Raw genomic sequence first — 22656 nt, 5'->3', positions numbered from 1 at the left:
AGGGCACAGAGTTTTTTTCATTGCAAAATTATCAATTATCATTTCAAAATGCAAATTTTCAATGCTAACTTTGCAATGATAAATTTACAATGAATATTTCTCCTTTTCGCAGCGCATTGACATTACCTGCCGTTCAATTAATAATATCCCATGTCTTTATACGAAAAAATACAGATGGATGCAGGAGCAAGGCTTAATAATATTGATAAGGAATTTGCCTTTCTCATGTCAAAATTTGAAGGCCCTGATATATTTGAACTCTTTTCTCTGTCAAGCAGGGCCAGGGTAAAATTAAGCGGGAATAAGGTTGATTTATGTTCCATTGTCAATGCCAAATCAGGCGCATGCCCTGAAGACTGTTCCTTCTGCGCCCAGTCTGCGCACAGCAAGGCTGATATAAAAGTTTATCCTTTACTAAACAAGGGGAAAATCATGGAAGCTGCGGCTTCTACAAGAGAAAACGGCGTAAAGCGTTTTTGTGTTGTTACCAGCGGCAAAAAAACATCAGAGCATGAGATTGAAGAAATCTGCGGGCTTATCTCCGGCATCAGGGATATGGGGCTATTACCATGCGCAACTTTAGGCTTGCTTGATTATGCCGGGCTTAAGAAATTAAAAGACGCAGGACTGCACAGATACCATCATAACCTTGAAACGTCAGAGGCCTTTTTTAGCGAAATCTGCACTACGCATACTTATACAGAAAAGCTGAATACCATTAAGGCGGCACAATCGCTCGGACTGTCGGTCTGCAGCGGAGGCCTCTTCGGGCTCGGCGAATTATGGGAAGACCGCATTGACATGGCATTTGCATTAAAGGAACTAATGGTTGACTCTGTCCCTGTTAATTTTTTTACGCCGGTGCGCGGCACGCCGCTGTGGGACCAAGGACTGTTGTCTCCGATGGAAGCCCTTAAGATAATAGCAATATACAGGCTTATCCTTCCTGAGTGTGAAATCAGGGTATGCGGAGGCAGGAATGCAACGCTTAGGGATCTGCATCCGTATATTTTTTCTGCAGGAGCCAACGGCCTGCTTGTAGGAAATTATCTTACAACTCCGGGCAGGAACCCTCAGGACGACCTTCAAATGCTTAGGGATATGGGGCTTGAATTATGAAGAAATTTTACAGCGTAAGAATGCGCGCTTCAAAAGACGGAATGCACATCTCGGGCGCAGAGGGAATCTACGATAAAAACAATGTCAGCAATATAGTTCAGAAATATACCGGAAGGGCGCTGTCCCATGAAAAGGGCAGATCCGATGAGATATCCCTTACCATTGAGGAGCTGAAGGAAAGACCCCTGAAAATATCAACACTGCCTATTTGCACCTTAAACACCAGGAACCCCGAGTCTGTAAAAAAAGCATCCATAAAAATATTGCGTTCCATAGGTATTACTGAAAGGGCGGTTGAAGAGGCTTTTAAGTCTCTCAGCCTCGGCATCACAATGAGGGGGGCAATGCTCATGGACATAGCGGGCGTAAGGCTTGAGCCTGATCTTCTTCGGGGTGTGAGGGTCACGCGGATGGGGATAACGGAAAATGCAGATTCAATCCTGTCCAAAAAATTGAGCAAGCTGGATATTAACAATAATACAGTTAAAGAAGCGCTGATCCTGGCAAGCAAGGTAAACCGCCATCCGATGATTTTGGGTGAACTCTGTATCTCAGACGACCCTGACTATACAACAGGATATATTGCCGGCCGGGCCTTTGGCTATATAAGACTGCCGCATATTAAAAAGCGCGGGCTCCATTATGGCGGAAGGGCTTTTTTTATCACAGGCGGCGAATTAAAAGGTTTGATTGAATACCTTCAGCAAACCCCTGTCATAATTAGCAGGATTAATCACTGCAGGGGCAGAGTAGACACAGAGGAAATACTCCGGAAGAAAAAATGAATTATCAGCCTCTTGATGTCCGGCTTATTGCCAACCCTATAGCAGGCAGAGGATCTCTCAGGTCAATAAAAAGGGCAGTGGAACTGCTTAAAGATAAAGTATCACTTTCAGCATTTATTACTCAAAAAAAAGGCGATGCGGAAGCGTATGCGAAAGAAATCTCACATCTCAAATCTCAAATTTCAAATCTGTTAGTTATCGTTGCAGGAGGCGACGGGACGATTAATGAAGTGATTAATGGTCTGCTTGCATCAGGCATCTCTGATGTCATGCCTCCTGTTGCACTGCTTCCGCTTGGCACGACCAATGTTTTAGCAAAGGAGCTCGGCATACCTGAGGACATTGAACAGTCGCTTCAATTAGCATTAGCAGGCTTTCCAAAAAGAATATCGCTCGGCAGGATAGTTATTACCCGTGATTCTTTGCCTGTCACCCGTTACTTCTGTTTAATGGCAGGCATAGGCTTTGACGGCGCGGCAGTTCATGGCGTCAGAGACAGCATAAAAAAAATATCAGGGAAGGGCGCATATATTCTCTCCGGAATCAGTCAGTTGGCAAAATACAGCCCTTCCCTGATTAAAGTAAATACATCTAACGGCCTGCTTACAGGTTATACGGCAGTTGTGGGAAAGGCAAGGGGTTACGGTGGATATTTCACTGTGACCCCTAAGGCATCAATTACTGAGCCGAATCTTGACCTTTGTCTCTTCGGAGGGAAGACAAGAAGAGACCTGATAAGGTTTGTTAACGGGGTTGTCAGTAAGAATCATCTGAATTTTAATGATGTTTTTTACGGCAAGTTTACGGAATTGGAGATTGTCTCCGATAGAGAGGTACATGTCCAGACAGACGGCGATTATTTCGGGACGCTGCCGCTGAAAATTGATGTGGTCAAAGATGCGCTCAGCCTTGTCTGGTAATAGTATCCCAGTTCTCTTGACAACTTCTGCGGTAAAGATTAATCTTTATGCGTAAATTGATAGTGAGCGTATTCCCCGTGGTTTTGCTACGGGGTCAAGCGAGCGAATATAAAAAATTATTTACATTAGATTCCCTGTGGTTTTGCCACAGGGAAGATTAATCGCAGCAGGCAATGGTTGATTTTAAAAACCTATAAGAGGTATCAGTGAGAAAAGCGCCGGCAATGGTTTTATTATTTTTACTATTGATGCTGTTTTTCTTTGCGTATAAAGAAGTCATTGCAAAAGTTGACCATAGTATTTATAAATTACCACAGGAATGTCTTAACTGCCATCCAAGGTCAGTTCCCACGCATAAGCTTGCGGCGCCTGAACATATGAGAGAGAATCTGCCGCTTGATTCCAACGGCAGGATGGACTGCATGACATGCCATATCTGCAAAGATGAAGTGTGTATCCTGAGGAAAAACACGCGTGAATTATGCACGGCCTGTCATGACTGCACTCAGGGAATGGCGTGCATGATAGGCGTTGTTCACATGGGGAGTTCTTCTAAAATTGAAGCTCTTGTGCAAAACTGTCTTGCCTGTCATGACGGTGTTATGGGAAATCGTAATGTGAGCGTGCCAGGAGATCATGCAGTTGATATATTTTATATACAGAGCAAAAATTTTAAAACCTTAATAGACAAGCGTGTGATATTTGTTGACGGAAAAGTAACCTGCATCTCCTGCCATAACCCTTATTCCAGCGAAAAAGCAAGGCTTGCCAAATCAAATGCCGGAAGCGGCCTGTGCCTCACCTGCCACAGGTAATAATGACCGCAGTTCTCTTGACAAGGATACTGAAATTTCTTTAATATCATCTGATATTGTGTCTTGTCATTCCTGCGGAGGCAGGAATCCAGAAGAACAGACTGGATTCCGTGTCAAGCACGGAATGACAACATGGTGGACATTTCTTATGCAGTATTTAATAATAACTCTTAACTTTTAACCCATAACTGTTTTTAAGCAGGCGCGTAGCTCAGTGGGAGAGCGCTTCCTTGACACGGAAGAGGTCAGGGGTTCGATACCCCTCGTGCCTACCATATTTGTGTGAAGAGGCAGGTCCAATTCTGAAAATATCTCAGCTTCTCTTTGCCTGCATTTTAATAACAAGCCATGCAACAAGATAAAACGCCTGCCTGTAAAGGTGAAATATAAAATTCTGACAGCCCCTTGTATGTCTTTTACCCTCAATTCCCTGATTTTGCCCCTTATCTGTTTTGTGTGAGGTTCATTAAGTAAAACTCCGCGCTCTGCCAAAAACTCAATTAAACGCATCACCTTAACCTTAGCAGGTAATGACAGGGAATTTAAAAACTCTTTTACTGGTTCTGCGCCCTTTGTATCTTTGTAATAATCAATAATCCAGCTCAATATATAAGAATAACATAAAAGTTATAAGATCAGTCAATAATAAAAACCCTGCCTGCCGGTAAGGACAGACAGGGTTAATCATTGTGTCGGCTCCGTTCTTGTTTTTTTCACTGTGCTAATTTTGTGCTAATTGCCATCTGAAAGTCTGGTAAAAGCAGGTAAACTAATTTTTTTAAAATTAATATTTGAAATAACTTAGTAAAAGCTGGTAAATTATGAAGTGCATTGACACGGAAGAGGTCATCCCGACACTTCGGGATCGTGCCTATTATTTTTACCATTAAAAATTATGGCTAAGCAAAATTGCTGGGAATTTCTGAAATGCGGCAGGGAGCCGGGCGGTAAAAACACCGATATATACGGTGTATGCCCTGCGGCGACATTTACTGATGCGGACGGTTTCTGCGGCGGAAAAAACGGCGGCAGGGCGTGCGTATATATTACAGGCACCTTCTGCCCGGAGCTTCTTACAAAAACGCACAGGGAAAAATTCAAGAATTGCGAAGTTTGTGATTTTTATAAATTGCTGCGTAAAGAACACGAAGGAGAGATGTCGGTCCTTAGATTTGACGATTATATCAGGAAGAAACGGAAATGACTTTATAAAAACACCCGCGATGACGGTATACTGCGGTGTTACTGCTGGTGCCGCAGGATTTCTATTATGTAGTCGTAAATATTCTTAAAAAAGTCAAAAGATATGCTGTCTGAAACCTTTTCTATTTGACCGCCTACGATATATCCGCTGTTATCTTTTGTGCAGTGTCTGATAATTACATTAAAAGAAACTTCTTTGCTGATTATATGCGACGTAACAAGTATACATTCCTTTATAGAGTTAATTTCTAACGGAAAGAGCGACTTAAATCGCAGTCCGCTCCGGCTGAAGTTTAAGAGAGTTACCGGGTTATAGACGCCGAAAGTGTTTATTTTGAGCGCTAAGTATTGCCGGTAAATTTCAGGCAGGGGAAATCTCATTTCCGTCCGCTTTTCTGTTTCACGGTTTAACTCGGATGCTGAAATGAGCGTTTTCAGGTCATTGGCGATCTGCAGGAATTTAATCCAGTCAATTAACTCCTGCGTTTCTTTTAAGGCTAAGTCAAGGCGTTCAACGATGTCTTCCTTAAGGTTTTCCTTAAGCGCTATTTCAACAACTGACGAAATACCGAATACCTTGTTTATGACCATGTCGGCGATGCACGCAATCTGCTTTTTGTTGTTGATAAAACAATCGCCGACATCAGCTCCGCATATCTGCCTGCACCGTTGGTTCATGCCTATATAATATCAGAAAGTATTGAAAAATTAAAAAACTCTGGAATATTAGGGGGTTGTTCTGGTATACTTTCATGGGAATAAAGTTATAAGTTAAAAATTAAAAGTTAAAAATTAAGGTTAAGAATGGGGGTTTTTGAATCATAGAAAAATTGGAAAAAGACAACGAAACGCTTGAGGTTTACCGCCACAGCACATCCCACATAATGGCTCATGCCGTAAAGGAAATTTATCCTGATGCAAAACTCGCTATAGGACCTTCTACGTCTGAGGGCTTTTATTATGATTTTGACTGTCGGACGCCGATTGCTGAAGAAGACCTGAAAAAAATTGAAGAAAAAATGCTGGAAATTATTAAGGCCAACAGGCCTTTTTTGCGGAAAGATATTTCAAGGGCTGAGGCAGTTGAACTTTTTAAAGAACTCGGCGAACCTTATAAGATTGAACTTCTTGAGGAAATACAGGATGAAACTGTTTCCGTGTACGAAGAAGGAGGTTTCACAGACCTCTGCCGCGGACCTCACTTAAAGTCAACAAAAGAGGTTAAGGCTTTTAAGCTCCTCTCTGTTGCCGGAGCCTACTGGCGCGGGGACGAGAAGAATAAAATGCTTCAGAGGATTTACGGCACGGCATTTTTTGACAAGGATGCGCTGAAAAAATATCTTGATTTTCTTGAAGAGGTAAAAAGAAGAGACCACAGGAGGCTCGGAAAAGAACTGGACCTCTTCAGCATTAACGACGACATAGGCGCAGGGCTCGTGCTCTGGCACCCGAAGGGAGCCGCAATCAGGAAAATTATTGAAAATTTTTGGACTGATGAGCACCAGAAAGCAGGTTATAAAATCCTGTACACGCCTCATATGGCAAAACTGGACCTGTGGAGAAAGACCGGTCATCTGGATTTTTATTCTGAAAACATGTATTCGCCGATGGAGATTGAAGGGCAGGAGTATGAGATAAAGCCGATGAATTGCCCTTTTCACATTTCAATTTACAAAAGCCGCCTGAGAAGTTACAGGGACCTTCCCATACGTTTTGCAGAGCTTGGAACGGTATACAGATATGAGCGCTCAGGCGTGCTTCACGGGCTCCTGAGGGTGAGGGGGTTTACGCAGGACGATGCGCATATATTCTGCAGTGAAGACCAGATTGAGGATGAGGTGCTCCGGGTATTGGATTTCACAATTTTTATCCTGAAGACGTTCGGCTTCAATGAATATGATATTTATCTTTCAACTCGGCCTGAAAAATATGTCGGCTCTCTGGAAATTTGGGAAACGGCTACAAATGCGCTTAAAAACGCCCTTCAGCACAAAGGGCTTCAATACAGTGTGGACCCGGGAGAAGGGGTTTTTTACGGGCCTAAGATTGATATAAAGGTTAAAGACTGCCTCGGCAGGCCGTGGCAATGCAGTACAATACAGGTGGATTTTAATATTCCTGAAAGACTTGATGTGACTTACAGGGGTGCGGATAATAAGGATTACAGGCCGATAATGGTGCACAGGGCGCTTATGGGCTCCCTTGAAAGATTTTTTGGCATACTGATTGAGCACCATGCAGGGATGTTTCCGCTGTGGCTTGCTCCGGTTCAACTTTGCGTACTGAGCATCTCCGAGCGGCAGGCTGAATATGCAAAAAGCGTTGCCGAATTATTTCAGAAAGACGGCTTCAGGGTTGAATTAAATACGGAAAATGAAAAGATTGGCTATAAGATACGGGAGGCGACTCTTTCAAAAATTCCGTATTTATGTATAATAGGAGATAAGGAAATGGCAGGCGGAACGGTAAATGCCAGAAAAAGAAATGGGGAAAATTTAGGTGAAATGCCCCTTGAAAAACTAAAATCAATCCTTAGGGATGAGACAACAGACAGGAGGTAATTTATAAAAGGACTAAGAGTAAACGAAGGAATCAGGGCCAGAGAAGTCAGGGTTATAGGACACGATGGCGCGCAGTTGGGAATTCTGCCGATAAGAGAGGCGTTAAATATTGCCGCTGAGCATGACCTGGACCTGATTGAGGTGGCTCCCGGGGCAACTCCTCCGGTGTGCAAGATAATGGATTACGGCAAGTACCGTTATCAGATGAGCAAGAAAAACACAACCAAGCACAAGATAATCGTGGTTAAGGAAGTAAAGATGAGGCCGCAGATTAATGAACACGACCTTGATTTAAAGATAAAAAATATAAAGCGTTTTATAGAAGAAGGCAACAAGGCAAAGGTAACAATCTTCTTCAGGGGCAGGGAAATTGTACATGCCTCGTTATCAAAAAAATTTTTTGATAAAATTATTCAGGAGATTTCCGGGACGGCTAATATTGAGCAAAAAGCCAGATTAGAAGGCAACCACATGACAATGGTGCTTTCGCCTAAAGCAGGTTAAGTATAGTTAATTAGATCAATTCAGGGGGAAAACAGAATGCCAAAATTAAAAACACACAAAGGCGCGGCAAAGAGATTCAAGCTGACCAAGAAAGGCAAGATAAAGCGGGGTAAAGCATTCAGAAGCCACCTCCTTACAGGCAAGCCTTCAAAGAGAACAAAGCAGCTAAGAAAAAGGGGGTTGATTGATAAAGCCGATTGTGGTAACATTAAAAGATTGTTGCCATACGGATAAATAATAAATACAGAGCCCAGATATTTTACAAATTAGGGAGTTAGTCTGAAATCTGAGTTCTTAGTTCTGTGTTCTGAATTTTATGGAGGATAGATGCCAAGGGCAAAGGGTGGTTTTAAGACAAGAAGAAGAAGGAAAAAAATACTTAAGCTGGCAACGGGTTATTACGGCGCCAAAAGCCGTCTTTACAGAATTGCAACGGAAGCGGTTGACAGGGCGCTTCAGTATGCCTACAAAGACAGAAGGGCAAAAAAGAGAGATTTCCGTTCATTATGGATTATAAGGATTAATGCCGCTGTCAGGGCGCTTGGCATGACATACAGCCAGTTTATGAAGGGTATGTCAAAGGCAGGCATAAAGCTTAACAGAAAAACACTCGCAGACATAGCCTTAACTGACCCGAAGGCCTTCAGCGAGCTTTGTGAAACCATAAAAAGTAAATAGTATCAGTCTACGACTCGCCTACGGCTCGTAGAGTAGAGTGATTAGTGAGAGCATCTGCTGAACACTGACAACTGATTACTGACACTGGCGCATGATTGAAGACATTCTCTCCATAAAAGACCTCGTTAGAGAAGAAGTAAATAAAGCAAAAGACTCAAAGACCATTCAGGCTGTCAGGGTAAAATTTTTAGGGAAAAAAGGAATTCTCACCGGAAAGCTGAAGTCTCTGAACTCTATTCCGAACAAACATCGGCCCGAGTACGGCCGGGTCCTCAATGAAGTCAAAACTGAAATAGAATCCATTCTTAGAAAACAGGAAGAATTTTTTAAAAGCGCTGAACTGGAAAACAGCCTTAAAGCCAACCGTATTGATGTGACAGTTTCCGGGTATTACATTCCTTGCGGACACCAGCATCCCACAAGCAGGGTGCTTGATGAGATTGTGGATGTCTTTCTGTCCTTAGGGTTCAGGATAGAAGAGGGGCCTGAGGTAGAACTGGATTATTACAATTTTGAAGCCCTTAATATGCCCCAGGACCACCCGGCAAGGGATATGCAGGACACGTTTTATATCACTGACGATGTTGTTTTAAGAACTCATACGTCGCCGGTTCAGGTGCATGTGATGAAGAAAAACCGCCCGCCCCTCAGAGTCATTGCGCCGGGCAAGGTATACAGGTGCGATGCAGACGTAAGCCACACTCCGATGTTTCAGCAGATAGAAGGGTTTATGGTTGACAGCCATATCACAATGAGCGACCTTAAGGGAGTTCTGGAAGTATTCATTCATCAGATATTCGGACCTAAAATCCCGGTAAGATTCAGACCAAGCTTTTTCCCTTTTACAGAGCCGTCGGCGGAAATTGATATCGGCTGTGTAATATGCGGCGGAACAGGATGCAAGGTTTGCAAAAACACCGGCTGGATTGAAATTTTGGGCGCCGGCATGATTAACCCGAGGGTGTTTGAAATGGTCGGATATGACCCTGAAGCGTACACCGGCTTTGCATTCGGAATGGGGATAGAAAGGATTACAATGCTCAAATACGGCATTGATGACATAAGATTATTTTTTGAAAATGATAAGAGATTTTTGGAGCAGTTCTGATACAACAGGGTTCAAGGATTTGAGGATTCAAGTGTTTATTTTTAAGGTTTTTACTTGACCCCTTGACCCCTTGAATCCTACTCAATTTAAGGAGTTGTTTAATTGAAAGCTTCTATTAACTGGCTTAAGGAATTTGTTGAGTTTTCCCTTACACCGCAGGAAATAGCGGAAACCCTTACTATGTCAGGACTGGAAGTTGAGGGAATGGAGGAGACCGAAGATGATACCCTGCTGGAAGTCAATGTTCCTCCGAACAGGCCCGACTGTTTGAGCATAAACGGCATTGCACGTGAAATATCCGCTGTCTTAGGACTGACGTTAAAGCAACCTCACATATCTGTTTCTGAGAGCGGAGCAGTAGAGCGCCCTGCAGTTGAAATCAAAGACGCAGGGCTTTGCATGCGGTATTCCGCAAGGATAATCCGCGGAGTAAGGATTGCGCCGTCGCCTCAGAGAATTTCCGAAAGGCTTGAATTACACGGGATAAGGGCCAAGAATAATGTCGTGGATATTACCAATTATGTTCTCTTGGAAATGGGGCATCCCCTTCATGCTTTTGACCTTGATAAACTTTCCGGCAGCAGCATTGTCGTCAGGCAAGCCGGCAGTACAGATAAATTCCTCACTCTTGATAATGATGAAAGGACTTTGAGCAGTGAAATGCTTTTGATATGGGATAAGGAAAAACCTGTTGCAATAGCAGGCGTCATGGGCGGACTTAATACAGAGGTTGCCGGAGATACAGTAAATATACTTCTTGAAAGCGCCTGCTTTAATCCTGCATCAGTCAGAAGGACTTCAAAGACGCTTAATCTCAGCACAGAATCATCTTACAGATTTGAAAGAGGCGCAGATATAGAGGGGCTCATAAAGGCATTAGACAGGGCCGCTCATCTTATTGCGGAGATTGCCGGCGGGGAAGTCTCTGCAATGGCTGATAACTATCCCGCTTCTTTCATACCCGTACAGATTCCGTTTAAATTTTCAAAGATAAATGCAGTTCTGGGGATTGACATCAATCCGCAGAGGGCAGAGGAGTTGCTTACCCGGCTCGGATTTAAAATAAAGAGGGAAGGGGACGGGCCTACGGTAGTCCCTCCATGTTACAGACAGGACGTCCGATGCGATATTGATGTGATAGAAGAGATAGCGAGGCTTTACGGCTATGATAAAATCCCTGCCACACTGCCTGCGATTAGAATGCAGTCAGAGCTTCCTGCCATGCGGAATCTCATCAAGACGGTTACAGAGTCTTTGAGGAAATCAGGATATTCGGAGGCAATCAACTACAGTTTCTTAAATCCTTCGGCTTTTGACAAATTAATGCTTTCACCGGATGATGCGAGAAGGAACCTGATTAAAATAAGAAATCCCCTGAAAAATGAGGATGAGGCGCTCCGCACTACGCTTATTCCCGCCTTACTTGAAAATGTTAGATTAAACTTGAGCCGCGGTGAAAAATCGCTCAGGTTTTTTGAACTTTCAAAGGTGTTTTTACCCTCAGGGCAAAAACTTCCTGCAGAACCGCTGCGTTTATCCGCAGTGTATTTAAAGGGAGCGGATTCTTCATCTTTGTGGCAGGGAAAGCATGACGGATTTTATGATTTAAAGGGAGCGCTGGAAGGTCTTTTTGCTGAACTAAGGATACAGGATTATTCTTTTGCCGCTGAAGGATTCTGTGAGCCGTATCTTCATCCCGGAAAATCCTGTGCTGTCAGAGCAGGCAATATGGTTATAGGCTCAATAGGTGCCCTTCATCCTGCCGCGGCACAGGGCTTTGACATATCAGGCGAAATATATTTATTTGAGCTTGATGCGGAAAAACTTTTGCTTAATATCCCAGCAGGAATTACTTACAGGCCGCTGCCGAAATATCCTTATGTTGAAAGGGATATGGCAATAGTTGTTTTAAATGAAATTAAATCGGCTGACGTCAGCGCAGCTATTTTAAACGCTGAGCCGGATATGATAGAGTCTGTCAGCCTGTTTGATATTTATACGGGCGCCCATATTCCTGAAGGAAAAAAGAGCCTTGCCTTTGCCATACGTTACAGGGCAGGGGACAGGACGCTTACCGACAGCGAAGTTGACCTTATACACTCAAAGATACTCAAGCAGTTGGCAGATTCATTCAGGGCAGAACTGCGCAGTTAGCCTGGTTAGTGTAGTGTTTCTAAGCGGCTTCCAGCGGGGTTAATTCAACTTTTATTTTTTGCACCGTATCCTGCACCCGCGATTCATAAAAAGTTCTCAGATGATTGTTTGTATTTTACAGTAAAAAATCTATATAATCAATTTATGAAAATATCTGCAGCAATCCTGTCCAATTCAGTCAATACATGGATTTTTTCAACTGCCGGCCGGCAGGTTTTTCTTGTAGGCGGATACATCCGCGATTTACTGAGAGGCATAATATCAAAAGACAAGGATTTCATCCTGCACGGCAGCGCAGAAAATATTGCACGGGAAACTGCCGGTAAATTCAGTGGGACCTTTGTCACATTAAAGCCTGAAATGACATACCGGGTGGTTTTAAAAAACAAAGAAATCCTTGATTTCTCAAACCTGCAGGGCTCAATAAATGAGGACTTAAAGAGGCGGGACTTTACAGTTAATGCAATTGCCTGGTCGCCCGTATCGGGCATTATTGACCCGTTTGGCGGAAGAGAGGATATTAACGAACACATTATTAAGGCAGTGAGAATGAAGAACCTGTCAGACGACCCGTTAAGAATTATCAGGGCATACAGGCTTGCCGCAGAGCTGAATTTTAAGATTGAACCGGATACGAGGAGAAACCTGAAACATTACAGAAACGGTCTGGCTAAAGTGGCGTCTGAGAGGATAACTGAGGAAATTTTCAAAATTCTCAAGAATAAGAATGCAGTTAAATGCCTCAGTGAGTGCCGCAAAGACAAAGTTCTGGAAAAAGTATTTCATGCAGACAGCCGGCTGTCAAATATGAAACTGCTTGCCGGGTTTGATGTTTATCTAAAGAATGCTTCTAAAAAAATCAAGGAACTGCTGAGCGGAGAAATAAGTCAGGGGCTTGACAGGGCAGGGTTAATAAGGCTTGCCTTGCTTTTGCCGGACCATGACGATACAGTGGAGAAGACACGCCTGAAGGTAAGCAGGTCTATCAGAAAGGCCCTGGGAGAAATCCACTGCGGATATTCAGCGGCTCCTGTATCACGGGGGAGAATCTCCAAAGACATTCTTTTTAAAATCTTTAATGCCTCGGGCGGCAGGGTCTTTGAGGTGTGCATACTTTTGTCTTTGATAAAAGGATATAACAGAAAAACGCTTTTAGGCAGGGCGGATGAATATCTGAAGATAAAAAATAAAGTTTTGTTAAACGGCAATGATATACAAAAAATATTAAAAATATACCGCGGCAGAAAAATAGGGGGAATACTGTCAGCAGTTCAGAAGGCTCAGTTTAAAGGCGAAATAAAAACACGGACAGAGACAAAAAAATGGCTCCTGCATAATTTTCAATAAATTTTTACCCTACAGTTTCTGTTGTGGGGTGTCCTTATACTTCTCTCCCCCTGTGAGGGTTGTAATTTTACCCTCCCCTTCATCCCCTCCCGTTAAGGAAGGGGAGACTTTAGGATACCCCTCTGCAAGCAGCGGGGTAGTTCGAAAAATAAAAGATGCTATAATATACAATGTTCAATAATATATACCTTGATATCCTTGACAATATCCCTGACGCAGTTTATTGCACAAATACTGAAAGGAAGATTACATATTGGAACAGGAGCGCTGAAATACTGACAGGCATCTCCTTTGAAGAGGCTGTTGGAAAAAACTGCGAGGCGCTGTTATCTTATGAGGATGACTCCGGAATAAAGCTTCAACCCTATGAATATCCTTTAAATCTCTGCCTTCAGTCAATGAAGACGGTTGTCAAAGACCTTTTTCTTAAAGATAAAAATAATGAAAGAAAACGCATAGAGGAGAAATCAAGTCCTGTCTTCAGAAAAAGTAAAACAGTCGGCGCAGTTTCCGTCCTTAGAAATAATGACAGGGTATTTGCTGAAGTGGAAACCAATATGCGGAGGGAGAGAAAAAACAGGCTGATACCGATATGCGCCTGGTGCAAAAAAATCAGGATTGATGAAAATTTATGGGAACAGATTGAGAAGCGTTTAACCGATGAAGGGTTTGGCGTTTTTACGCACGGCATGTGTCCTGACTGTGCAGACAAAATTTTTGAAAAAAAGGTTTATCTTGAAAGCTATCAAAATATCTGCAAGGCCATCAGTTCAAGCCTCTCACTTGATGAGGTGTTGAATCTGATTGTGACAAATGCCGTTAAGGTAATGAATGTTAAGGCCAGCATGCTAAGGCTTCTTAACAAGGAGACGCAGAAGCTTGAAGTCGCCGCCAGCCACGGCCTCAGCCCCGGATATATTAATAAAGGCCCCGTAGCCTATGATAAAAGCATAGACGACGCCTTATCAGGCAAGGCGGTTTCCATCTACGACATTACATCAGACGCCAATGCAAGATACCGTGAAGAGGCAGAGTCAGAAGGCATACGAAGCATATTATCAATACCCGTAAAATTCAAAAAAGAAGTAATCGGGGTTTTAAGGATGTACACTGCCGAACCAGTGAAATACAGTGATGAAGATTTAAAGTTTATGGCTGCGATTGCCGAGCAGGCTGCCATAGGCATTATAAATGCGAGGAAGTTTGAGACTACAGTTTCGCGCGCAAGGGAATATCTGCGGGTATTTGAACAGGTTACTAAGGCTGTCAGTTCATCCTTAAAATTTAGCGAAGTGCTTGATATGATAGTGAGAATGCTCCCAGAGGTGATGAAGCTCAAGGCAGCTACCATCAGGCTTTTGGACGACACAGGGAAGAAGCTGGAGCTCGTAGCCGCTTCAGGGCTTAGTGAAAAATACCTGAAAAGAGGCCCTGTTGATTTTGAGGAAAACATAAAAGAAGCCCTCCAGACCAAGCCAGTAGCCATTTATGACGTAGCCACTGACCCGAGGGTCCATTACCAGAAAGAGGCCCGCAAAGAGGGGATAAAAAGTATTCTTACCCTTCCTATTACTGCAAAGGGAAGCGTTATAGGCGTTTTAAGGCTGCTGACTGACACACCAAGGCAGTTTTCAGATGAAGACATTACTTTTTCCGCCTCTCTTGCAGAAGTCTGCGGCATTGCCATTGAAAATGCCCGGATTTACGAGAAACTGCAAAAGGGGTAAGGGAAAACCCCCAAACCCACTTATATGTTATTGCTTGTCAAGCGAAAAATGAAGGGGTAGGGGGAGGGTATAAAAAAGACGAGTTACATTGTTTATTCCACCTACGAGTCAATAATCTGAGAAATTGAATGGAGAACATCCAGGTTAACGCGTGCGGTCCTCCGCGTTGCATTGATCAGAACCACAAATCGAATTTCCAGTCTTTCAGGATTTTTTTATTTGCGTTGCCGATTACTCGACAGACTGTCCCAAATCCCAATAAGAACAATCAAAACTATTATCCCAACGAGAACCTTCCATGCTGATACGCCAAAGACTTTTTCCACCCACATACAAAAGATGTGAAGAAGGTGTTTCATCTTTCATTTTCAGGCGAACGTAGAAGTCAGCGAATAGAACCACTGAAGCTCATCAGACAGCAAAAAAACTGATTTGCACTACTGAAACTAATCACCTGCCAAAAAAGTGTACCGTGGTTCAATTTCACTGCACTGTTACAAGCAGGCGGATGGAAATCCCATCAATTGTTAAGTTTTCCTGTTTCTGTTTTCTACCCCTTCAAAAATTTTTTCTTTGCAAAACGCTTCCTTGCATCTGTATTTACCACATAATTTAGAACTTATATTTTCTTCTTTGCATGCAATTGGATCTAATTCAAATTTAATGAGCTTAATGGCTTTAGAATTATTATATTTTTTCTTCAATTGTACATCAAAAACCCATTGCTGTGAATGAGACAACTGAGTTTGTATTATAGATTCGATATTTATGTCTCTATCATTAAAAGGCTTTGTCATATCATGTAACATACCCGAGACATTTGGTGTGGTAATATAAAATGTACGGTTACATCCTAAAAATCGTGATAAACCATCCTGCTGGTTCTTTGGAATATGTGAATGTTGTTCATACCAATATGTGGGGATAGATGTCTTGCCTAAAGATTCTGCAAAACCATCAATTCCAGGGAATAAAGTGGCTCTATTGATATTCATTCTGTTCAGTTCCATTAAGCCGTCTATCCATACAGCTTTTGGAATTATTATTTTTATTATATTATTCTTAATATTGCTATATCCTTTTAAATTGTCCTCCATATTAGATTCTGAATTACCAACACACAATAAAATACCCTGTTGAATTGTTATTCTTTCATTTAGTCGTGATGGCTTAACAGGCACAACAAATGGGATATCGTTATTAAAAATAACATCCTTAAGACGATTAAAAATAAAGACATTTTTATTCTTCATCCACTTTCTTAAAGTTTTAAATGCCTCTTTTTCACACCATTCCAGATTTAATGCCCAGACAGCACAGCTCTTATTATCGGCAGACCAGTCTATTTCACCGTTCGTTTTTTTTGAATCTTTAGTAGTATCTTCAAGAGCAAAATAACTTGCTACGTATGGTGATCTTGTCCAGTTTAAAAACCTGCTCGGAGCACCATGGTGTATCAGTAAAGAAAACCACTCCAAATAATTATTATCATTTGGAAGATTATTTAGATAATGGTGGGCACGTGCCTTAAAATTTTTTAAAATATCAAGTTCTAGTTTTTTTAAGTGATTTTTCCTGCCATTACCATTTCTCCCAAAATTAAAACCATCTACAATTCTTTTGAACGGAGTGCTTAACTGCCATGTGCTTTCGCGCTGGCCTCGGAAAACCCATTTATAACTGAACATCTCAAATATATGTCTTATTTCTTTCCAACGCTCAACTTTTAACTCTGTTATTTTTGTCATTTGTTGCACCACCTTTGTTTCTTTCAATTTTCTGTTGCCCCTATATGTTGTAGTCACAATCTTTGAGACCGGTTAGATGACAATGTCAACAAATATATAAATAACGCTCTGATGACTGACGAGTGCCACCGTAAGATATGAGAAAGGATAAAGACGTTTTGCAGACTGAAAATATCCTCAGTCCAAAAAGCGACCTTTGGCACTCGTTCAAGTAGCGTTTTGTTAGGTTGCTGCCTCTTTTTATTCTACAATTTTCCTTAAGTGAAGAATAAAAACCTGCATCCATTTTCCTCTCTCCGCTGCCATCTTCATCTCTCAGTAAGAAGATCATTTACTATCGAAGACAATATTTATCCTGCTTCACCTTTAAGTACAAAACGGGCTATATAAAAATTAGTAGATTTTATTTATAAACCCTGAAGAATAATGACATACAAAACAAACATCTGTAGCTCAGCATTCAATAAAAAAATTTACTCTAAACTAAATGTTTTTACCTTAAAGTTCTTATCATGGCCTGTCCAAAAGAAATCTATTCTACTATTATCTATAAAGGCTCCTATCAGCATTGATGCTACTCCTACTTTGTAAGCACCAACCTGTGTCATCTGGCGTGTGCCAGAAGGGTCTAAATCTTGTAAGACCTTATAATTTTTTTTATCAAATGTCCTTAATACTTTTAATTGTTTTTCTTTCTCTTTTTGAGAATAAGCTGCAAAACCAAGATATTTAAATTTGCTATCAGGAGCTTTATAATATATAGTTGCATTACCTCTTTCAAACACCCCTTGTTTCAATTTTTCTTTCCATTCTGATGGTATATCTTTCACAAATTGGAAATTTAAGTCCTTAGGAAGTGAAGGGACGTTTTCAAGATTAGATAACACCTCAAAAAATCTGTCAGAGAAAATATAAGAATTTGTTTCAGAATGCCAGGAGCCTCCAGACACCTGAAATTCGGTTGGTGTCATAGAGAAAACTATAATATCATTTGTCTCAAGCAAGATTGAAGTGTTCGGTTTCTTCCAGTAATTTTCACTCATTCTTGTCGCTATCATATGTGTGCAAGAAAAACAAAAAAGAGCAAACCCAATTGTAATTGATATACCTATGCGCTTTCTCATAATTCCCACTCTCCTTATCTGTCCTCAAAGGTCAAGTAAATTCCAATGGAATTTACTTGACCTTTGAGGCTGTTGTTATTCTAAAAATTTTTAGGTTTCCCAAGTGTTGTCACATAGGGAATTATACTAATATGTCTTACACTACTCCCCCCAGATTTGTCAAGGTTTTTTATAAAAACTATATATTTTATAAGAATTATTAATATATAACTAAAGCAAAAATAACAGTTAAAGTGAAAACTTGGGACTGCTGAAAAATAGTTTCTGTTTTCACGGGAAACCCTACAACTCCGGCTTAAAACCTGCCCGCCTGAGTGACTGATTTATGCGCAATTTACAAGAGGCTAAAAGAGGCTATTTGTTAATGATAAGGGGTAGGGCGGGGAAAATTATCATAGAAAAAGTAGAAATTTTTATATAAAATATAATATATTACAGACAATAAATAATAGAGGAGGGATGGTTATGGTTGAACGCATAACAATTAATCCGCAGATTTGTCATGGACAGGCATGTATCAAAGGGACACGTATCCCTGTTCACCAGATTTTGCATATGTTAGCGAATGGAGATACTATTGAAGATCTCATTAAGGAATATCCTTCTCTTAAACATGAAGATATCCTCGCCTGTATTGAATATGCTGCTTCGCTGACAGAAGATCAGGTCATTCCGGACGAAGTAGTTGTATGAAAATTTTTGTGGATGAAAACATTCCTGCAATGACTGTTAAAGAATTACGCAGGATTGGGCATGAAGTTAAAGACATTCGTGGTACAGCAGATGAAGGCATGACTGACGATGTTATATGGGAAATGGTTAAGAAGGATGAAAGGCTTCTGATTTCCACAGATAAAGGTTTTGTGCAAAAAAGGAATGAAAAAAACAATGGTATCTTGATTGTACGCCTTAAACAGCCTAATAGGCTGAAAATTCACCAAAAAGTAATTAAGGCAATGAACTTATTTAATGAGAGTGACTGGTCAGGTTTAACTATTGTCATGCATGACACGTTCCACAGTGTGTGGAAAGCCAAAAAGAGGCAATAATTCAAAATATTCCTATTCTTCAGCAATTTTCATTAAAATTAAAAACCTGCACATGTCAATTTGTCATCCACCGGTTTAACTGGCGGATTCAGTAGTTATAACAACTTATTGATTCCCCGATCAAGTTGGAGAATGACATTGTTTATATTACGTGTACACTGAGCTCATACTCTCTAATTTTACATAATATATCTTATCAGACATAAGGTATTCACGGCTAATGTTTAAAAGGTGTGATTATCAAGGGTGCTGCCCCTTTCCAATCGGCTTGCAATAAGGCTCTTTCAAGGATTGCACAATTTTTAGGCAGGTTTGAAAAATCATAAAAATCAAAAAGTTAGGAGTATTAGTGTAGCTATTGAAACAGTACTGTGTGCAACCCTTTCTTTGTAAAAGAAACTGCCTTTACTTGTATTCTTTCGCCAACAGTCAGGTTGTCCCCTTCAATCAAAACCTTGAGGTAATTATCTGATGTACCGGAATAAAAACCAGATGTTTGTGACTTATTTTCAACTATTACATCAAGTATCCCGCCTAAGTGCTTTGACTTATATATATTTTTCTTAATTTCAGCAAGTTCCATAACTGTTGCCAGCCGCTTGCGCTTAACTGCGCTGTCAATATGTCCGGGCATTGCTTCGGCAGCGGTTCCTTTCCTCTTTGAATACGGAAAAACATGGATATAACTCAGCGGCAGCTCGGTAAGTATTTTAATGGTATCTTTAAAATTCTTTTCGGTTTCTCCGGGAAAGCCTACAATCACGTCCGTACCAATTGAAATCTGCGGGCAGGTTGCAACAATACAGTTAACAAGATCCTTGAAGAAAACAGCGCTATATCTTCTATTCATCAGTTCCAGCACATTATCAGAGCCGCTTTGAAGCGGAATATGAATGTGGGGACAGACTGATTTTAAATTAATCAGCGATAATAATTCTTTTTTAAATTCCTGAGGCTCAATTGAACTCAGCCTTATTCGCACTGAGGAATATTTCTTTACAATATTATCCACAATTTCCACTAATGAAATTTTTGGACGCAAATCCAGTCCATAATTTCCAATATGAACTCCGGTCAAAACTATTTCCTTAAAACCATCAGCGGCACGCATCTTAACTGAATGTAAAACATCTTCATGGCTTAAACTCCGGCTTTTTCCCCTTGCCATAGGAACAGCGCAATACGAACAGGAAAAATTACATCCGTCCTGTATCTTGAGAAAGGCCCTCGCCCTGCGGGAAAAATATGGTTGTAATGTAAGCGGCGGATAAGTGGAATTATCTGACAGCGCCGGCGTATTTACACCTGCTGACAACTTATCAATGTATTCAGGCAGTTTTTCTTTTAATGAATTTCCAAGTATCAGGCTTACACCTGCTATCCCGGACAACTCATCATGTCGTAACTGTGCGTAACAGCCTGTGGCAATTACCTTGGCCCCGGTTCTGACCGCCCTTCTGATCAACTGTCTTGACTGATAATCACTCTTTGCAGTAACTGTACAGGTGTTGATTATGCATACATCCGGGCTTAGGTACTGAAAGGGCTGGACGACTTCATGCCCCTGCCCTCTCAGTATACCTTCAATTGAGGCGCTCTCAGCCTGATTTACCTTGCATCCCAATGTTGAAATGGAAATTTTCATGAGATTTTTCCAATGAACTACCTCGCAGTTCCGACATTTCGGGGCGAGGTATCTAACTCGTCATTCCGGCTTGTCCGGAATCTTTCCTAAACGATTCCCGACGCGCTTCGCTTGCGGGAATGACAAGCACAGTCATAAAAATATATTTACTTTTTAAAAATCATAATATATAATATCTTAAATTTAATCAATGCATAATATTTTTATTAATGTGTTTAATTGGTAAACGGGGGGGTCATAAGTGTCCGCCGTCATGAGAAACACCTCAATAAAAACAGGTGTCATTCTCATAATCTTGTGTATCATTTCCTGCGCTTCTTCGCAGCCGCAAAAGCAATCAGAAAATAATTTTCCCGGCAGACCTGTATCTGTTGAAACTCTTAGGGATGCTATTGTTTTCAAGGATATCAAGACGCTGAGGTCTGAAGTTGCCGTAAGGACCTTCAAAGACAATGAGCTTATTGGCAGGTTTGACGGCATACTTGCCTTTATGTCTCCCGATGCATTAAATTTACGCATTTTCAGCTCTAAGGGTAATAATTTAATGGAAACAACAATGTCAAACGGAATTGTTCAGGCATATGTTCCGCATACAAATATCCTTTTTGAGGGAAAACTCCCCATTGTTTCGCTTAATGACCTCCCTGAGGAGGGTCATATTTACAGATTTGAAGAGTCGGAAGGCAAATATATCCTTTACGTATTTAAAACAGATGACGGAGTTGTTGAACTTGCAAGCAAGTATTCCTTTGATAAAAACACGCTTTTAAATACTGCTATTTATACTTATATGGGCGGAATGCAATACATGGAGATGAGATTTTCAGATTTCTCGGGAAAAATTCCCGGAAAAATGAGGATAGTTTTTCATCCGTCATCCGTGCTGGAAATAACTATAAAAAATCCGATTCTGAATACAGCAATTCCTGCAGACTATTTTAAACCAATCAGACACGAAAATAAGACAGTAAAATCTATTAGATATCCCTTCAGCAATCTTATTTCAAGGCAATAGCTGATTCAAAATTCCAGCCGCATCAATCTTCCTTAAGCTTCACTATATCGCCAACCTGGAAACCCCTGCCTGAGGAGGGGCTTGCAAGCGATAAATCATTATTATCGCCCATATCATTCCTTGTGATTACAAGCTCTCCTATCTTGGTTTCCGTAACACCGAGTTTTATTTTGGTTACAGGGTCTATTATTTCTTCACCCGGCCTGTAAACTTGAAGCTTGTCTCCGGTATTTATGCCGGATTTCTGCCCGGCGTTAATGAATATCTGGTCGCCCTTTGCATGCGCTATCCGGCCTGCCCATTTTCTCGTTCCGAGCTGTTTCATCATATTAATCATTGCCTTTGTCAGGGCATCCCTGAGCGCTCCATCACGCAGGTCAGTATCATATGTTGATTTTGAACCCATTCCTGCCACCTGACTGGTCGTCTTTCTATAAATACCCGCGCCTGAGTCTGCCATTATCTGTACACCGGTAGTTGTATCAACTACCCTGTAATCAACCGTCACGCGGGCTATTTGTTCTTTCTGCTGATAAAGTACAAAGTCTTTCCCCTCTTCTGCCTCGGAATAAGCGGTTATGGCACCTGTAACAAGTGCATTCAAGCCAAGTATTTGTCCCATTTTTGCTGCAGTATCAGGGTTTACCAAGCCTGAAGCGCCGAATTTCTGCTGTTCAAGCACAGACTGAAGGTCCTGCGTCGGGACAACGATAAAACGGCTTGTTTTTTGAAGGATTGTCCCAAGTATATCCGCCGCCGACTCGCCAATGCCCATAACTCTGGACGGAGTCTTGTTTTGAAAATTGACAACACCGACCCTCAGTTTCGGACCTTTATATGCCTGCACATCTTTCTCTGTCTGCTGTAATTCCTTTGAGGCGTCAGTTACGGTAGTGTCATCTTTCACTGAACCGCTTATAGTTGCTGCGCAGCCGCTTAAGTTTACGGCGAACAAAACAGTAATCATCAGTCCACTTATTTGTTTAAGCATTTCATCTTCTCCTTAAATTTTTATATTTATTTTTTAAATAAATCAGTTAATAGCCTATAGGGACAACCCTTCTGCCGCCTCCTGTCATGACAGGTCCGGTCGGCATATTTCTTAAAAGTTTTGAAACTACTGCCTTGGTTTCTGCATCAAGCGGATTTACCTT

The 22656-nt window shown here is 41.4% G+C and carries 21 protein-coding genes, 1 tRNA gene and 1 pseudogene; 17 read left to right on the top strand and 6 right to left on the bottom strand.

Features of this window, described 5'->3' with window-relative positions:
• Positions 1–150 precede the first annotated feature (150 nt).
• The 5 genes from bioB to HZA10_04870 all read left to right on the top strand — a co-directional run bounded on the left by bioB (position 151) and on the right by HZA10_04870 (position 3914).
• Positions 151–1119, top strand: a complete 969-nt coding sequence (bioB, locus tag HZA10_04890; protein MBI5195635.1) for a biotin synthase BioB — start codon at positions 151–153, stop codon at positions 1117–1119.
• Positions 1116–1904: a 6-carboxyhexanoate--CoA ligase gene (locus HZA10_04885; protein ID MBI5195634.1), complete on the top strand. Its 789-nt coding sequence runs from the start codon at positions 1116–1118 to the stop codon at positions 1902–1904. The genes bioB and HZA10_04885 overlap by 4 nt, the downstream gene beginning before the upstream one ends.
• Positions 1901–2824: a diacylglycerol kinase family lipid kinase gene (locus tag HZA10_04880; protein MBI5195633.1), complete on the top strand. Its 924-nt coding sequence runs from the start codon at positions 1901–1903 to the stop codon at positions 2822–2824. Before HZA10_04885 ends, HZA10_04880 begins: the two co-directional genes overlap by 4 nt.
• 206 nt (positions 2825–3030) lie before the next feature.
• On the top strand, positions 3031–3639 hold the full coding sequence (locus HZA10_04875) for a hypothetical protein (protein ID MBI5195632.1): 609 nt from the start codon (positions 3031–3033) through the stop codon (positions 3637–3639).
• A 200-nt stretch (positions 3640–3839) separates the two neighbouring features.
• Positions 3840–3914: transfer RNA gene (locus HZA10_04870), tRNA-Val, on the top strand.
• 70 nt (positions 3915–3984) lie between these two features.
• Here the strand turns inward: HZA10_04870 and HZA10_04865 are convergent.
• Positions 3985–4149: pseudogene (locus HZA10_04865) on the bottom strand (type II toxin-antitoxin system RelE/ParE family toxin).
• A 385-nt stretch (positions 4150–4534) separates the two neighbouring features.
• Here HZA10_04865 and HZA10_04860 point away from each other — a divergent pair.
• Positions 4535–4843, top strand: coding sequence for a hypothetical protein (locus HZA10_04860; protein ID MBI5195631.1), 309 nt, complete (start codon positions 4535–4537; stop codon positions 4841–4843).
• Between the two features lie 38 nt (positions 4844–4881).
• Here HZA10_04860 and HZA10_04855 read toward each other — a convergent pair whose 3' ends face one another.
• Positions 4882–5520: a hypothetical protein gene (locus HZA10_04855; GenBank protein MBI5195630.1), complete on the bottom strand. Its 639-nt coding sequence runs from the start codon at positions 5518–5520 to the stop codon at positions 4882–4884.
• Between the two features lie 140 nt (positions 5521–5660).
• Between HZA10_04855 and thrS the strand changes: the two genes are divergently transcribed.
• The 8 genes from thrS (at position 5661) to HZA10_04815 (ending at position 14921) form a co-directional block, all read left to right on the top strand.
• Positions 5661–7403, top strand: coding sequence for a threonine--tRNA ligase (gene thrS, locus HZA10_04850; protein ID MBI5195629.1), 1743 nt, complete (start codon positions 5661–5663; stop codon positions 7401–7403).
• A 3-nt stretch (positions 7404–7406) separates the two neighbouring features.
• Positions 7407–7907, top strand: coding sequence for a translation initiation factor IF-3 (locus tag HZA10_04845; protein MBI5195628.1), 501 nt, complete (start codon positions 7407–7409; stop codon positions 7905–7907).
• Positions 7908–7943: 36 nt separating this feature from the next.
• Complete coding sequence (gene rpmI / locus HZA10_04840; GenBank protein ID MBI5195627.1) at positions 7944–8141, top strand: 50S ribosomal protein L35; 198 nt, start codon at positions 7944–7946, stop codon at positions 8139–8141.
• A gap of 93 nt (positions 8142–8234) precedes the next feature.
• Positions 8235–8585, top strand: coding sequence for a 50S ribosomal protein L20 (gene rplT, locus HZA10_04835; GenBank protein ID MBI5195626.1), 351 nt, complete (start codon positions 8235–8237; stop codon positions 8583–8585).
• Between the two features lie 91 nt (positions 8586–8676).
• A complete protein-coding gene (pheS, locus tag HZA10_04830; GenBank protein MBI5195625.1) occupies positions 8677–9693 on the top strand; it encodes a phenylalanine--tRNA ligase subunit alpha in 1017 nt (338 codons plus the stop codon).
• Between the two features lie 102 nt (positions 9694–9795).
• Complete coding sequence (locus HZA10_04825) at positions 9796–11847, top strand: phenylalanine--tRNA ligase subunit beta (GenBank protein MBI5195624.1); 2052 nt, start codon at positions 9796–9798, stop codon at positions 11845–11847.
• Positions 11848–11991: 144 nt separating this feature from the next.
• The gene (locus HZA10_04820; protein MBI5195623.1) at positions 11992–13194 is read left to right on the top strand and encodes a CCA tRNA nucleotidyltransferase; all 1203 of its coding nucleotides are present in this window, start codon (positions 11992–11994) and stop codon (positions 13192–13194) included.
• A 170-nt stretch (positions 13195–13364) separates the two neighbouring features.
• Positions 13365–14921, top strand: a complete 1557-nt coding sequence (locus HZA10_04815) for a GAF domain-containing protein (protein ID MBI5195622.1) — start codon at positions 13365–13367, stop codon at positions 14919–14921.
• Positions 14922–15448: 527 nt separating this feature from the next.
• Here HZA10_04815 and HZA10_04810 read toward each other — a convergent pair.
• Together HZA10_04810 and HZA10_04805 are read right to left on the bottom strand one after the other, a co-directional pair.
• Positions 15449–16696, bottom strand: a complete 1248-nt coding sequence (locus HZA10_04810; protein MBI5195621.1) for an FRG domain-containing protein — start codon at positions 16694–16696, stop codon at positions 15449–15451.
• Positions 16697–17142: 446 nt separating this feature from the next.
• Positions 17143–17793 (bottom strand): hypothetical protein, encoded by a 651-nt coding sequence (locus tag HZA10_04805; protein ID MBI5195620.1) that lies wholly within the window; start codon positions 17791–17793, stop codon positions 17143–17145.
• A gap of 465 nt (positions 17794–18258) precedes the next feature.
• On the opposite strand from HZA10_04805, the gene HZA10_04800 reads away from it, so the two are divergent.
• Positions 18259–18486, top strand: a complete 228-nt coding sequence (locus HZA10_04800) for a DUF433 domain-containing protein (protein ID MBI5195619.1) — start codon at positions 18259–18261, stop codon at positions 18484–18486.
• Positions 18483–18842, top strand: coding sequence for a DUF5615 family PIN-like protein (locus tag HZA10_04795; GenBank protein ID MBI5195618.1), 360 nt, complete (start codon positions 18483–18485; stop codon positions 18840–18842). Before HZA10_04800 ends, HZA10_04795 begins: the two co-directional genes overlap by 4 nt.
• 355 nt (positions 18843–19197) lie before the next feature.
• On the opposite strand, the gene mtaB is transcribed toward HZA10_04795, so the two are convergent.
• Positions 19198–20487, bottom strand: coding sequence for a tRNA (N(6)-L-threonylcarbamoyladenosine(37)-C(2))-methylthiotransferase MtaB (gene mtaB / locus HZA10_04790; protein ID MBI5195617.1), 1290 nt, complete (start codon positions 20485–20487; stop codon positions 19198–19200).
• A gap of 253 nt (positions 20488–20740) precedes the next feature.
• Between mtaB and HZA10_04785 the strand changes: the two genes are divergently transcribed.
• Positions 20741–21502: a hypothetical protein gene (locus tag HZA10_04785; GenBank protein MBI5195616.1), complete on the top strand. Its 762-nt coding sequence runs from the start codon at positions 20741–20743 to the stop codon at positions 21500–21502.
• 22 nt (positions 21503–21524) lie between these two features.
• Here the strand turns inward: HZA10_04785 and HZA10_04780 are convergent, their stop codons facing one another.
• Positions 21525–22493, bottom strand: coding sequence for a hypothetical protein (locus HZA10_04780; protein ID MBI5195615.1), 969 nt, complete (start codon positions 22491–22493; stop codon positions 21525–21527).
• Between the last annotated feature and the right edge of the window lie 163 nt (positions 22494–22656).

The sequence above is a fragment of the Nitrospirota bacterium genome, from assembly GCA_016212185.1.
Lineage (GTDB): Bacteria > Nitrospirota > Thermodesulfovibrionia > UBA6902 > DSMQ01 > JACRGX01.
This window is presented reverse-complemented; position numbering and strand designations above follow the sequence as displayed.